This is a genomic window from Candidatus Schekmanbacteria bacterium RIFCSPLOWO2_02_FULL_38_14 (assembly GCA_001790855.1).
In the GTDB taxonomy this organism is placed as follows: Bacteria; Schekmanbacteria; GWA2-38-11; order GWA2-38-11; family GWA2-38-11; genus 2-02-FULL-38-14-A.
Genome location: MGDH01000009.1, coordinates 75852 through 91003, shown reverse-complemented (window position 1 = coordinate 91003; position 15152 = coordinate 75852). Strand labels below are relative to the sequence as shown.

Sequence of the window (15152 nt, the reverse complement as noted above, 5' to 3'; positions counted from 1 at the left end):
TTTTCTGATATAATAATCTAACTTAAAAAAAGAAATAGATGATAGTGCTTGAGTATATTTTTTGGTTTTTAGTATTTTTAGTATTCTATGTATATGTTGGATATCCACTTGTTCTTATGGTTTTAACATCAAAAGATAGTTCTTTAACAAAACAAGAATTTATTTTAAGTATAATATTATTTATTCCAGCTTACAATGAAGAAAAAGTGATTAAGAACAAAATTGAAAATTGCCTTGCTTTAGACTACCCAAAAGAAAAATTGAAAATAGTTGTTGCATCAGATGGTTCAGATGATGCAACAGAAAGAAGAGTAAGAGATTTTTCAGATAAGAGAGTAGCTTTTTATAAATCTACAATAAGAAAGGGAAAAAATTCTATAATCAATGAATTTATATCAAGATGTGAAGGAAAAATTATAATTTTTACAGATGCTAACTGCATTTATAAGGAAGATGCTGTTAAAAAGTTGGTTAGAAATTTTACTGACGAAAAAGTAGGCTGTGTGGTAGGGAGCTTGAAATATATAGATAAAAAAACATCAGTTGGTAAAGGTGAAGGCTTGTATTTCCGTTATGAGTCAATGATAAAGAAGCTTGAAAGCAAATATGGTTCGATAGTGGCTGCAAATGGCTCAATTTATGCAATAAGAAAAAATTTATTTTTTAATCTAGACTTAGATGTTGCAAATGATTTAGCACACCCAATTCAAATAGCCGACAGAGGGTATAAAATAGTATTTGAACCTGAAGCAATAGCTTATGAGAAAGCAACATCATCGCCCAAAGAGGAGTTTGACAGAAGATCTCGAATTGTAACAAGAGGGCTTACAGCTTTCCTTCGTTATTGGAAAAAATATCACATGCTTAAAGGTATGTGGGGATTCTGTTTTATTTCTCATAAGCTTATTAGATGGTTTGTACCTTTCTTTTTAATTGTAATTTTATTATCTAACTTTTTTCTAAATTCACTATTTTCTAAAATTACTTTATATTTACAGTTGTTTTTCTATTTTATCAGTTTAGTAGGATTTTTTTTAAGAAATAAATCAGGCAGATTATTTTCTGTTCCATTCTACTTTTGTCTAATTAACACAGCAGCTTTAATCGGGGTTTTAAATTATTTCAGAGGTAAACGCCATTCAGTATGGGAAATTGCAGAAACAACAAGATAAATATTGTTATCTTTTTAAAAACCAAAATAGAATCAGTCTATAAAAATTATTAATAAAATGGGAATTTTAATGAAAACGTTAGTCACAGGTGGAGGAGGATTTATAGGAGATTTTTTATGCAAAAAAATATATAAAAATGGTTGGAATGTGCGAATATTAGATATCAAGGAAAAAACAAATTTCAGTAAAGAATTTGATACATTTAACTACATACAAGGAAATATTCTTGATTACTCAACAGTCCTACAAACAATAAAAGGAAATGATTTAATCATACATCTTGCTGCAAAACACCGGTTTTTTGGTATTTCTGAAGACGAATTCTATCAAGTTAATGTCGTTGGAACAGAAAATATTTTAAAGGCTATGAGTGAAACCGGCATTAACAAAATTGTTTTTTTCAGTTCTGTTGCTGTCTATGGTGACCAGAATATTCCTACTGATGAAAACACTATACCAAAACCCAATACAATATATGGCAGTACAAAACTTGAAGCAGAAAAACTAATAAAAAAATGGGTTTCTGAAAAAACAGGAAGATGTGCACTAATTATAAGGCCAACGGTGGTTTTTGGACCTAAAAATAAAGGAAATGTATATAGATTAATCCGTCAAATAGCCAGACATCTGTTTTTTCCAATAGGCATGGGTGATAATGTTAAATCAACTGCTTATATTGAAAATATGATAGATGTTACATTGTTTTTAATTAATAAGGGATTTGATGGAGTAGAAATTTATAATTATGCTGACGAACCAAGTATATCTTTTAAAGAATTTACTAATCTGATTTATAAGCTATTGGGAAGACCAGTTCCAAAGTATTCTCTGCCTGTTAATCCTATTTTAAACGCTATGGTACCTTTTGAATTTTTATTAAAAGTTTTAAAAATAGATTTTCCAATAACTGCAGCTATTTCAAAGATGAATAAGACAACACAACATAATGCTAATAAAGTTAGAAATGCTGGGTTCCGACAGATATACTCTTCGGAAGAAGGGTTAACTCGCACGATTCAATGGTATAAAAGCAATAAAAGGGAAAAAGGTTATAATAGTTATGATAATTAATTTATGTATCAAAACTATGGAAACCTAAATAATATATTAGGAGCAAGGCAAATTAGCTATACTTATATGACTATGAGTGAAAAATCCTTAACAAAACCAAGGAATAAACCTGAATTTAAAGATGTGATGGAAGTGCTAAAATTTCTTTTTGCCCCTTCTTTATTTAAAGGATTATTTGCAAGGTTGGCTTATTTTGTCCATGACCATGTAGCACCTTTATCAAAGATGCATATAAAGGGAAATCCAAGGATTCATCCAACAGCTTCTCTTAGATGTGGTGAGAATATTTACCTTGGGGAAAATTCTCATATAAACCATAATTGCTGTATCTGGGCAAGTTCTAATTCAAAAATAATTCTTGGAGATAATTTATTAATGGGTCCCGGGACTAAAATTTTCTCCTCTAATCACAGCACTAACTTAGGAATGCCTATGAATACCCAACCGTTTATTGAAAAAGATATAGTAATAGGAAATGATGTTTGGCTCGGAGCAAATTGTATTATCGTAGCAGGTGTGACCATTGGAGATGGTTCTATAATTGCTGCTGGATCAGTTGTAACAAAGGATATACCTCCTTATACAATAGCAGGAGGTATACCGGCTAAATCCATAAAAAAAAGAAATTAAAATGACTAAAAATGTAAATAAAATAATATTATTAGCTATAACTATTGTTTCATTGATTCTGTTATACTATAAAAATTTTATCTGGTTAGGTTCAAAATGGTTAAATGATCCAAATTATTCCCATGGACCTTTAATTCCTTTAATATCAATATATATTGGGTGGTTAAAAAAAGATACAATATCAAAAATTAAGGGAAGAGATGGCTCTATCCTTGGCATTACAATTATTTTTATTGCAATAATTATACAAATTATTAGTATCAGAGCTCAAGTAAATTTGACATCTTCCTATTCATTTATTTTAATAATATATGGAATTATTTTAACATATTATGGCAAAGATATTGCGAAGGAATTACTGTTTCCAATAGCTTATCTTTTTTTCATGGTACCATTTTTAGGAATCTTTTTCCTTAACCGTATTAGTAACATGTTAAAATTATTTTCAGCTTATCTTTCAGCTAACATAATTTATTTATTAGGGATTCCTGTTTTCAGAGAAGGAGTAATTCTTAATTTTTCAACTGGATCTATTGAAGTTGCAGATCCATGCAGTGGTATCAGGTCTATCTTATCACTACTTGCCTTGGGGATAATTTTTGCATATTTTACTGAGAGTTCTGCTTTTAAAAAAATAGTTCTGGTAATTTCAGCAATTCCCTTAGCAGTATTAGGTAATTTAGTTAGAATTTTATTTACTGGTATAATGACAAGTAATGGAATAAACGTCACAAAAGGATTTATCCATACTCTATCAGGGCTTTTAGTTTTTTTAGTAGCTCTTTTAGGGCTTGTTTGGTTTCGCCACTTATTGAAATGCAAAAAGACAGAATAAAATATATAATTCCTATTGTACTCATTTTACTTGCTAATTTTTATATACTATTTCTTTATAAACCCAAAAGTAGTTTAGAAACGGTAAAAATTTTACAAATGTTTTCAAGAAAAGTAGGTGAATGGATTGCTACAGAAGATATCAAAGTAGATTCATCTGCTAAGACAGCTCTTGAACCTTCATTTTTGGTATTTAGAAAATATGAAAACGGAAACAAAGATGCTGTATGGCTCTGTATTGTATACCATCAGAATGATAGATGGGGAGCCCATGACCCTCAGGTATGCTATAAATCACAAGGTTGGAATTTGTATGATTATGGTGGAAGATATGAAACCAGAAAGATTTCGATAAGTGGATTAGAGCATAAAATAAATTATTTTTATGTTGAAAAAGAAGGTGTTAAAGAAATGGTTCTATATTGGTGGTTTGGTTCAGGTAGAAAGCAGATGGCAAGCAGATTTGACCAAATTCTCAATATGGTATTTACAGGAATATTTCATGGATATGTTGAAAGCGGATTTATTAGAGTATCAATTCCTCTCAGAGTAGGAAAAAATGAAGAAGACAAAGCGAAGGCTCTAGATTTTGCAAAAGAAGTTTCTCAGCTTATAAAAAACTATCTTCCTAAATAATATTAGAAATCCTTTAATGTAGTCATTATGAACCTTTTAATTTTACCCTCTTCTTTAAGTTTTTTATCTTCTATTTTAGTAGGAGTTTATGTTTTCTCAAAAAATCCAAAAAAAATTCAAAATATTTCTTTTGCTGCAGCTCTACTGAGCTTTGCTATTATTGAATTTGGTAATTTTATGTTTTTTTACTCTTTAGATAGAGGAGGAGGAATTTTTTGGATAAAAATTTCTTTGGTTGGTATTGCCTTAATTCCGCCGACCTGGACTTTTTTTAGTATAGTCTTTGCGAGAAGAGATGCTCTGGAACTTATTGTTAAATGGAGAACTTATTTAAGCGTTATATCTTTTATATGTTTGGTATTTATCATTTCAGTTTTATTTTCTGATTTAGCAGTAAAGAGTATTTCTATAAGAATGGGTGATATAATAATATCTATAGGGAAAGCCGGGTATTATTTTAATATAGTTCTACTTCTTTCAATAATTTTAATAATTGTGAATTTTGAAAATACATTCCGCCAATCAAAAGGAATTGAAAAATGGCAAATCAAGTATGCTGTAGTAGGAATAATAATAGGGTTTTGCTTTTTTATTTATAGCATTAGTGAAACATTGCTCTATTCATTTATGAGGGTGAAGTTAATGATAGGAGGATCATTTATAATTTTAATGGTTAATCTTGTGCTGTTTTTTTCTATAATAAGGCATCGTCTTTTAGATGTAAATGTATTTATTTCCCGCCAAATAATATACAGATCAATATCTATTTTGGCAGTAGGGACTTACCTCCTTTTTACCGGTACAGTGATTGAGCTTACAAGATTTTTTGGTGAAGATATTAAGCTGTTTTTAAGGCCTGTTGCAATTTTTATTGCAATGGCATTTTTTGGAGCTTTGGTACTGTCTGAAAGAACCAGAAGGAAAATACAAATTTTTGTAAACAAGAATTTTTTTGCTAACAAATATGATTACCGCTATGTATGGACAGAGTTTACAGAAAAGATAAGCTATGATTTGAATCTATCTGAGATGTTGCCTAAAATGCTTGAAGTGATATCTAATACTATGTGGGTTTTAAGGATTTCAATATGGTTATTAGATGAAGAGAGAGAACAGTTTTACGTTGTTAGCACTCTAAACCTTCCAGAAAAAATAAACAATGAAATAAATAAAGGGAATAGCCTATTGAGATATCTGAAGGAAAAAGAAGATATTTTGGATTTATCAGCTATTGGGGAAAAGGAAAAATTTATATATGAGGAAAATAAGTATCTATTTGATTTAATGAAAGCTAAGCTAATTGTTCCTTTAATAGCCAAAAATACCTTGATTGGATTTTTAACATTAGGGCAGGAAATAACCGGAGAGCGTTTTACAGAAGAGGATTTTGAATTGCTAAGGACTTTTGGTAATCAAGCTGCAAGTATCATTTTAAACACAAAATTGTCAGAGAAACTTATTGCTTCTCAGCAGATGGAATCTCTGAGTAAAATATCGTCTTTTATTATCCATGATTTGAAGAATTTGGTGTCAACTCTTTCTCTAATAGTTCAGAATTCAAAAACTCATTTTGAGAATCCTGAATTTCAAAAAGATGTTTTGTGGACAATTTCAGATACTGTTGGGAAAATGAATAATCTTATTATAAAACTTTCATCAAGTCCTAAAGATTTAGAATATAAATTTGAGAATGTAAATATTAAGAATATAATTGAAGAGACTTTTGAAGAATTAAAACTTGAAAAAAATCCTAAATTAAAGTTAACTAAAATTTATGGTGATGAAAAAAAAGAATATAGCATAAAAGGTGATTTAAAAGCCCTAAAGAAAGTTTTTTTAAATATTTTTTTAAATTCGTTACAATCTTTTCCAAAAGGTGAGGGTGAAATTAAGGTATTTCTTGAAAAAAAAGAGGGAGAATATTCTGTTGAAATTAGCGATAATGGATGTGGAATTTCTAAAGATTTTCTTGAAAAATATATTTTTAAACCATTTAAAACTACGAAAAAAGATGGGTTAGGTATAGGTCTTTATCAATGTAAAACTATAATCAATGCTCATAAAGGCAGTTTGGATGTAAAAAGCGTTGAGGGATTTGGAACCAAATTTATCATAAATCTACCATTTTAATTAAGAGGTGATAGTTCAAAAATGAAAAAGCAGAAAATTTTAATCGTTGAAGATGATTCTAATGCGAAAAAGCAGTTAAAATGGGCTTTTTCTGATGAGTATAAGGTTTTCATGGCAGAAGATAAAGAGAGTTCTGTTGATATTTTTAAAAATGAGAATCCTCAGATAGTCATATTAGATTTAGGATTATCTCCTTTTGATGAGATGGGGACAGAGGGATTAACTATTCTTAATGAGATAATAACTATTAGTCCTCAAACTAAAGTTATAGTGGTTACTGGAAATGAAGATGAGAAAAATGCTCTTAAAGCCATAAGAATGGGTGCGCACGATTATTATTTAAAGCCAATAAACATAGGCGAACTAAAGCTGATTGTTAAAAGAGCATTAAATATTTATGATTTGGAGGATAAAAACATAAAAGAGTTAGTAAAGGAGTTATCAGAAAACAGATTTGGGGAAATCATTGGATGTTGTCCACAGATGATAGAAGTCTTTAAATTTATAGACAATGTTTCAAAAACTGATGCGACAGTCTTGATTTTAGGAGAAAGTGGAACAGGTAAGGAATTAGTTGCCAAATCTATCCATGATAACAGTCTTAGAAAAGAAAAACCATTTATTGTTATAAACTGTACCGCGATTCCTGAAAACCTACTAGAAAGTGAATTATTCGGATTTGAAAAAGGTGCTTTTACCGGTGCTTATGCTCAGAAAAAAGGGAAATTTGAAATGGCTGAGGGTGGGACATTATTTCTAGATGAAATTGGAGAGTTGCCTTTACTTCTTCAGGTAAAGCTGATGCGGTTTTTGCAGGAAAAAGAGATAGAGAGAGTAGGCGGAAATAAAAAAATCAAACTTGATGTAAGAATAATTACTGCAACAAATAGAGATTTGAAAACTGAGATTGAAAAAAAGAGTTTTAGGGAAGATTTGTATTATAGATTAAATGTAGTTGCTGCTACTCTTCCCCTTTTGAGAGAGCGAGGGAAAGACATAATATTAATAGCAAAGTATTTTGTTAAAAAGTTTTGTGAAGAGAATAAGTTAGCTCAAAAATTTATAAGCAGGGAAGCTGAAATAATACTTAAAAATTATCCTTGGCCCGGAAATGCAAGAGAGCTTGAAAATGTTATTAAAAGAGGCGTAATAATGTCACAGAAGAGTTTAATAAATCCTGATGACCTCAAGTTGGAAGAAAAGATCTCTTTGGAAAATTCTTCCAACATTAAATCTTTAAAACAAAGCATTGAAGAAATGGAAATAAAATTTTTAAAAGGATCCCTTGAAAGAAATAAAGGTTTTATTGTAAGGGCCGCAAAAGAATTAGGAATAAGCAGAGGTACTCTATATGACCTTATTAAAAAATATAATATAGAATTAGATTGATTTTTGTATTCCCTTATTAAGATATTGTTTCCTTATCAAAAAAACCTTCCTCTATTGACTATCTAAAACTATTTAAATTAATATTTTTGTTCAAATACTTTTCAGCTGATATTATATGAATGGACAAACAACATACAGTCTAACTACCTGAATCTTTCAGGAATTAAAGATCCAAAGCATGTTCACCCAAAAGACCTTAATGGAATTACAATAGGTGTTAAGGCAGGAGACCTTCCATCAGATTCAATTATAAGAGGAACACAATACCTTTATAACGGATTTGTTCCTTCAAGTTCTTTACCTGAAAATAATTCTTTGCTTTTCAACTATGACCCAAATTATTATGAGACAGGTAAAGGGGGTTATACTATAGGTGTTCAAACAACCAGGATTCTGTCTTCTCCACTCTCCCAGTCCCTGAGCCGTCAACCTTTGCTCTTTTGGGAATAGGAATTCTGGCTGGAATTGTTATAAAGAAAAGAGTTTCTTAGGCAATAAAATTTACCCTTAATTAAATACTACCGGGGTAAATCTGCCTTAAAAATCTTAGAGTGTAGTTGTTTTGTCTGTTATTTTATTTCATCCAAAAGTTTTTTGGCTTCCTGTGCTTCAGGGAAATTCTGGGATATTGAAAGAGCTTTCTGGAACTCCTTCTTGGCATCAGCTGTCCTTTTTTCTTTATAGTATGTCAATCCGAGATGATGGTGAATGGTGGGTTCATCAGGAGAGAGCTTTATGGCTTCTTCAAGCGTATTCCTCGCTTCTTTGTAAAGTCCTTTTTTGTAATAAACCCATCCAAGCGTGTCTGTAATGCCACCATTTATAGGTACTGCTGTTTTTGCCTTTTGAGCAAGCTTTAAGGCATCATCCAGTTTTATTGATTGTTCAGCATAGAGCCAGGCAAGATTATTCTGTGCAGGAACTGATTCTGGAATTATTGATAGTGCCTTTTCATAATTCTCAATTGCTAATTTATTCTTTTTCTCAGCTTGGTATATCATTCCTAAGTTGAAATAGGGAGAAAAATTCTTTGGATTTATCTCTGCTGCTTTTTTGAATTGAGCTATAGCCTGCTGAGCATTTTTCTGTATTCTATAAATATTTCCCAAATTAATTACAGCTGGCGTAAAACGTGGATCAATTTTTAATGCTTTATTAAAATTTTCTAAAGCTTCTTTGTAAGACTGCTTGCCTCCTAAGTAGATCTCTCCCAAAAGATTATACCCTAAAGGAGACGATGGAGCCAGGGTTATGAGTTTTTTTGTTTCAGTTATGGCATTGTCAATTTCTTTTAATCTTAGAAGAGTTTCTATCTTTTTAATCATTATTTCAGAGGCATTGGGTTGCAGGGTCAGTGCTTTGTCATACTGAGAGATTGCTTCCTTAAAGTTTCCTTTAGCCCCATAAGCAACTCCTATATGGAAATAGCCTATAGGATTTTTTGGCTGAATTTCTACTACTTTGCTAAATTCTTTTATTGCATTATCAAAATTTAATTTTACCCCATATGCCCTTCCCATGAGATCATGGCCTAAAGCCCCTTTTGGGTTAACATTGTTAATCATTTTTGCATATTTCATTGCATCATCAGGCTTCCCTGTAAGAAAGTATATATCTGCTATGCTTAATAATAATGGGATTGATTTCGGGTTTTCTTTTACAGCCTTTTCTAATATACCTATACCTTCATCCACCTTGCCGCTTTTAATTGATATTGAAGCCAGGCGCTGAATTGCAGTTATATTTTTAGGATCAATCTGCAGAGCTTCATTAAACTTCTTTTTCGCATTTTCAAAATCATTCTCTCTCATATAAAGAGTTCCGAGATTGATATAAGGAGAGACAAACTTTGGGCTTATTTCTATAGCCCTCTGGAACTGCGCCTTTGCATTTTTTACATCATTCTTTGCAAGGTATCCAGAACCGAGCAGGTTTAATAAAAAGGGATTGTCCTTTTCTACTTTTAACCCATTCTTACATTCTTTTATGGCTTTGTCAAAATTCTTGTTTGTTATGTGATTGACAATAATACCAACTCTTGCATCCATTATTTTTGGGTTTTTATCAAGAGCTTTTTGATATTCTTCTATAGCCTGTGCGCTTTTACCCAATGCATTGTAGTATTTTCCCATATTGGTATATGAAGATGCAAAATTCGGGTCAATCTCTATTGCTTTATCAAATTCACGCTGTGCATCATCATACCTTTTTACAAGCATATAAGCCTGCCCTAATGTATTATGGGCAACCGGATTTTCAGGAACAAGTTCTATAATTTTCTCAAATTCTCTTACTGCATCATCATTCCAGCCCTGGCGAAAATTAAAGATTCCCAGATAAAGACGGGCTTCCGGATAATTTGGCTTAAGCTTAGTAGCCATCTGTAATTCGCTTATTGCCTGTTGGATATTTCCTTTGGAAGCGTGGGCTAAGGCAAAGTTAAAATGAGCTTCAGGAAAGCCAGGTCCTTTTGTCACGGCTTCCTGCAGGTTTAAAAAAGCATCACCAATGTTACCCACCCTTAAACTTGCGGTACCTTTAAGATAGTTTCCTCCAGCCAGTTTAAAATTGATTTGATTCAGAATCTCTCCTTCTTTTCTTGCTTCATCAAACCTTTTTTGATCCATATAAAGAATTCCTAACAGGAAATGTGTATCATAATGTTTAGGATTTAAAACTATAGCTTGTTTAAAGGTTTCTTCAGCAGATTTAAAATCCTGTTTCTGAACATACAAGTTTGCAAGGCTTAAAATTCCTTCAAAATCCTTGGGGTCCAGTTCGCGGGCTTTTTTATAAAATTTTTCTGCCTCATCAACTTTTTTGCTGTTGAGATACAGATGCCCTCTGTTTATGTAAGTCTTTGCGTAATTGGGGTCGATTGCCAAGGTTTTTAAAAAAAAGTCTTCAGCTTTCTCAAAATCATTTTTTGATGCGTAACTTAACCCCAGGGAATTTAAAGTCTTTTTATTCTTGGGATCCTTTTTCAAAACCTGCTCCAGGCTTTTGATTGCTTCCTCTGTTTTTCCCAGACTCAGGTAAAGTAGCCCGCTCTGAAGATATGCATCAGTTATACTTGAGTCATACTTGGATGCATTCAGAAATTCAATCAGGGCTTTTTTATATTCTCTTCTTCCCATATAAGCATTGCCCAACTCATAGTAAGCCTTTGCATATTTAGGGTCAATCTGGATGGCGTTTTTTAATTCAATTACTGCTGCATTATACTCTTTTTGTTTCAAAAAGATTAAAGCCTTTTCGATGTGTTTTTTCTTTTTCTTCTCAGGACTTGAACAGCTGAAATGAGTAAAGATAAGTGTTATTAGAATTGATATTAGAGCGAGCTTTTGAAAAATTTTTGAATTATTCATATGTATATTTCCTTTTTGAAAAGAGTTAAGGTCATTTGATAATGATTGTTATGATGAATTATTTAATTGAATTATTTTTTTATTATAATTTAAATACTTAATTGTCAAGGTTATTAATTTATAAGAGTATTTGTTGAGTTATTGAAACAAAATTACTATAAATTACAAAAGAATTAATCTTTTAAGAAAACTACATATACTTTAAATTAAAGAAGTATTAGGGAAATCCAGAAGGAATGGAAAATACACATAAAAGTGAGCACCTTGATAAGAAAAAAATATTAACAGTTGCTCTCATTCTTTTTGTTATTACTGCCTTGCATTATTTTACTCCTATCAGAGACAAACAGTTTCATGATATGTTTCGCAGGCTCTATTACATCCCAATAATCCTGGGTTCGTTTTGGTTTGGAATCAGAGGGGGAATCTCCATACCTATTTTAGCAGGATTTTTATTTGCACCTCATGTGCTTTTTCAATGGCGTGAATTTCCAACACATGAAATTGACCAGTATCTGGAAATACTCATTTTCATGACAGTTGGCATAGTGACAGGATTTGCAGCTGAAAAGGAAAAAAGTCAGAGGATTAAGTATCAGCAGGCTGCAAAGAACCTTGGCATTTCTTATAAGAAATTACAGGACCAGACAATTGAACTCATGGAAAAAGAGCAACAGTTAATACGGGCTGACAGGCTTGCCACAATGGGTGAGCTTGCAGCAGGGCTTACGCATGAGATTAAAAATCCTCTGGGTTCAATCCTCGGCGCTGCTGAAATTATAAAGGATGACTACCTTCCAAATGAAAAGAAACACGAATTTCTTGAAATAATGATTAAGGAAGTAAACAGACTTAATAAAGTAATTTCAAACTTTTTGTCATTTGCTAAAGTTAAGGTTCCGTCATTTAAACCTTCAAATATTAATGATGTTTTGAATTCTGTAAAAGATTTGGTTGAGTTTCGTCTGCAGAAAGAGAATATCAGGGTTGAGATAGGGCTTGATAAAGATTTAAAGGATATGCTCATAGATGCAGAGCAGTTAAAACAGGCGTTATTGAATATTGTTTTGAATTCAGTTCAGTCTATGAAAAATGGAGGAATTTTAAAAATCAGCACACAAGTTATATCTTCTGATAGTTCAGACAAAGGCACGGATAAAGCAGAGAGCAGCGATATGGACAGACAAAGACTTGTTGAGATAATAATTTCTGATACAGGCTGCGGAATACCAAAAGAGAACCTGACTCATATTTTTAATCCTTTTTTTACAACCCGCGAAGAAGGAACAGGTCTTGGACTGGCAATTACTAAAAGAATAATTGAAGACCACAGCGGAAACATTTCTGTTGAGAGCGAGGAGGGGAAAGGAGCTTCATTCAGAGTCAGGGTACCAATGAACAGAGCGCAAGGAGCAGAAGGGAAATAGAACAAAATAAAACCATAGGTTTTAGAATGAAAAAACATAATATACTTTTAATTGATGATGATGAATCTTTAAGAAAAGTCATATCCCATAACCTGACTTCTGAGGGGTACAAAGTAGCCTCAGCAAGAGGGGGAAGAGAGGGGATTGATTTATTTAAAAAGGAAGAATTTGATTTAGTTGTTACTGACTTAAAGATGTCTGATCTGGATGGAATGGAAGTTTTAAGAGAAGTGAAACGTCTTAATAAGGATGCACTGGTCATAATGATTACAGCCTATGGAACAATTGAAAAGGCTGTAGAGGCATTAAAGGCAGGTGCTTATGACTATGTTACAAAACCGTTTAACAGAGATGAGCTCAAGATTGCAGTAGAAAAGGCGCTTCGGATAAAGAGTCTCGAAAAAGAAAACCTGAAGCTTAAATCTGAGCTGAATGAGAAATTCAGGTTTGATAATATAATAGGTGTCAGTTCAAAAATGGCTGATGTGCTTCAGCTCATAAAGAGAGTATCTAAAACAGACTCCACTGTCCTGCTCCTTGGTGAAAGCGGGACAGGGAAGGAATTGATTGCAAGGGCGGTTCATTGCAACAGCAGCAGGAATGATAAACCTTTAGTAATAGTAAACTGTGCGGCAATACCAGAGGATCTTATGGAAAGCGAGCTTTTTGGGCATCAAAAAGGCTCATTTACAGGAGCGCTTGGGGATAAAGCCGGAAAATTTGAACACGCTAATGGCGGAACAATTTTTCTTGATGAGATTGGGGATTTAAAATTGGAGCTTCAGGCAAAGCTTTTAAGGGTGCTTCAGGAAAAGACTATTGATAAGGTTGGCGGGGTTGACCCTATTGAGGTAGATGTCAGAGTAATTGCAGCTACTAATCAGAACCTGAGAAGACAGATTGAAGACGGAGCATTCAGGGAAGATTTGTATTACAGATTGAGCGTTATACCAGTGAAAATCCCATCCCTCAGGGAGCGCAGGGATGACATTTTTCTTCTGATTGAACATTTTCTTAAGGTATTCAAAACTCCTCCTAATGTAAAATTTTCTCCTGAGGCAATAAAAGTTATGGAGAATTGTATTTGGAAGGGCAATGTGAGGGAATTGGGCAATGTTATTGAAAGGGCACTGTTATTGCGTAAGGGTGATGTAATAAGTCCTGATGATTTGCCTGAAGAAATCAGATTCAGTTCTGCAATCACCGGCAGCTTTATTCGTGAACTTCCTGAAGAGGGTATTTCTCTTGTGGATATTGAAAAAGAACTGCTGATAAAAGCCCTTGAGAAGAACAACTGGAATCAGAGCAAGACTGCAAGTTTTCTGAGCATAACAAGAGCAACATTGATTTACAGGATGGAAAAATATAATCTCAGGAGGTTGTAAGAAAATCTTTCACGCCTTTAAAACTTCTTCTGTGTATTGGGCATGGTCCCAACTCAATAATTTTTTTTAAATGGCTTTTTGTAGGGTATCCTTTGTGTTTATTGAATCCATACTGTGGATATAAAGTATGCATTTCATCCATTATGTGGTCCCTCGTGACTTTTGCAAAAATTGATGCAGCAGCAATAGAACAGCTCCTGCTGTCTCCTTTTATTATGAGTTTCTGTTTAATTGAAAGGCTGAGAGGCGTTATGCCGTCTATTAAAAGATATTCAGGCTTCGGGTTTAGTTCTGAGATGGCTTTTTCCATTGCAAGTACTGTTGCCCTTAAAATGTTTACCTCATCTATAGTTTTTTCACTGACAATTCCAATCCCGAATTTTATGCCTGAATCAATAAGTTTATCATAGAGGTTTTTTCTTTTGGCTGCGGAAAGTTTTTTTGAATCATCAACCTCAGTAAAAACTTTAGGAATTTTTTCTGAAGAATGGATATGGGAAGGTAGAATAACAGCAGCAGCAACTACAGGTCCTGCCAGAGGACCTCTGCCTGCTTCGTCTACTCCTGCAATGCAGGAGAAACCTTTTTTATAGACTTCCTGTTCAAACTCAAACACTATTTTCTTTTTTAAATTCTTTTTCCTTTACCTTTGCTGCTTTCCCGGTCTTTCCCCTCAGATAATAGACTTTTGCCCTTCTTACTTCTCCTCTTTTGACAACCACTATTTTTTTAAGCAGAGGGGAATAAAGGGGAAAAATCCTTTCAACGCCAACACCACCGGAAATTTTCCTTACTGTAAAGGTTGAGTTTATTCCGTGAGTCTTTCTTTGCAGCACCGTTCCTTCAAATACCTGTGTTCTTTCCTTTTCACCTTCAATAACCTGAAAATGTACCTTTACAGTATCGCCGGGACCAAATTCGGGGAACTTGATATTTTTAATCTCTTCATTCATTAGTTCTTGAAATACACCCATTTCTACCTCCAAATTAAACTTCCAGTCTTATGTCATTAGCAATTAGCTATTGTTTTCTATTAAGCTGAAATATATAAAGTAGTCAGAATATTAAGTCAACTATTAAGTTATCCTTCTTTTGCGATTTTATATCTAA

12 protein-coding genes are annotated in these 15152 nt (G+C 32.8%); 9 read left to right on the top strand and 3 right to left on the bottom strand.

The window, feature by feature from the left end; translation table 11 throughout:
* Positions 1–38 precede the first annotated feature (38 nt).
* The 7 genes from A3H37_08990 (at position 39) to A3H37_08960 (ending at position 7862) form a co-directional block, all read left to right on the top strand.
* Positions 39–1172 carry a hypothetical protein gene (locus A3H37_08990; protein OGL51148.1) on the top strand — a complete coding sequence of 378 codons (1134 nt, stop codon included), beginning with the start codon at positions 39–41 and terminating at the stop codon, positions 1170–1172.
* A 69-nt stretch (positions 1173–1241) separates the two neighbouring features.
* The gene (locus A3H37_08985) at positions 1242–2243 is read left to right on the top strand and encodes a hypothetical protein (protein OGL51147.1); all 1002 of its coding nucleotides are present in this window, start codon (positions 1242–1244) and stop codon (positions 2241–2243) included.
* A 72-nt stretch (positions 2244–2315) separates the two neighbouring features.
* Positions 2316–2873 carry a hypothetical protein gene (locus A3H37_08980; protein OGL51146.1) on the top strand — a complete coding sequence of 186 codons (558 nt, stop codon included), beginning with the start codon at positions 2316–2318 and terminating at the stop codon, positions 2871–2873.
* A 1-nt stretch (position 2874) separates the two neighbouring features.
* The gene (locus A3H37_08975; GenBank protein ID OGL51145.1) at positions 2875–3708 is read left to right on the top strand and encodes a hypothetical protein; all 834 of its coding nucleotides are present in this window, start codon (positions 2875–2877) and stop codon (positions 3706–3708) included.
* 98 nt (positions 3709–3806) lie between these two features.
* On the top strand, positions 3807–4343 hold the full coding sequence (locus tag A3H37_08970; GenBank protein OGL51144.1) for an EpsI family protein: 537 nt from the start codon (positions 3807–3809) through the stop codon (positions 4341–4343).
* A 27-nt stretch (positions 4344–4370) separates the two neighbouring features.
* On the top strand, positions 4371–6473 hold the full coding sequence (locus A3H37_08965; protein ID OGL51143.1) for a hypothetical protein: 2103 nt from the start codon (positions 4371–4373) through the stop codon (positions 6471–6473).
* Positions 6474–6494: 21 nt separating this feature from the next.
* Positions 6495–7862: a PEP-CTERM-box response regulator transcription factor gene (locus A3H37_08960; GenBank protein ID OGL51142.1), complete on the top strand. Its 1368-nt coding sequence runs from the start codon at positions 6495–6497 to the stop codon at positions 7860–7862.
* 569 nt (positions 7863–8431) lie between these two features.
* On the opposite strand, the gene A3H37_08955 is transcribed toward A3H37_08960, so the two are convergent.
* On the bottom strand, positions 8432–11230 hold the full coding sequence (locus A3H37_08955) for a hypothetical protein (protein OGL51141.1): 2799 nt from the start codon (positions 11228–11230) through the stop codon (positions 8432–8434).
* Between the two features lie 236 nt (positions 11231–11466).
* On the opposite strand from A3H37_08955, the gene A3H37_08950 reads away from it, so the two are divergent.
* Both A3H37_08950 and A3H37_08945 read left to right on the top strand, forming a co-directional pair.
* Entirely contained in the window at positions 11467–12657 is a 1191-nt protein-coding gene (locus tag A3H37_08950; GenBank protein OGL51140.1) for a hypothetical protein, read from the top strand.
* A gap of 26 nt (positions 12658–12683) precedes the next feature.
* On the top strand, positions 12684–14042 hold the full coding sequence (locus A3H37_08945; GenBank protein ID OGL51139.1) for a Fis family transcriptional regulator: 1359 nt from the start codon (positions 12684–12686) through the stop codon (positions 14040–14042).
* On the opposite strand, the gene A3H37_08940 is transcribed toward A3H37_08945, so the two are convergent.
* Both A3H37_08940 and A3H37_08935 read right to left on the bottom strand, forming a co-directional pair.
* A complete protein-coding gene (locus A3H37_08940; GenBank protein OGL51138.1) occupies positions 14029–14658 on the bottom strand; it encodes a ribonuclease HII in 630 nt (209 codons plus the stop codon). The genes A3H37_08945 and A3H37_08940 overlap by 14 nt on opposite strands.
* On the bottom strand, positions 14651–15016 hold the full coding sequence (locus tag A3H37_08935; GenBank protein OGL51137.1) for a 50S ribosomal protein L19: 366 nt from the start codon (positions 15014–15016) through the stop codon (positions 14651–14653). Before A3H37_08935 ends, A3H37_08940 begins: the two co-directional genes overlap by 8 nt.
* Between the last annotated feature and the right edge of the window lie 136 nt (positions 15017–15152).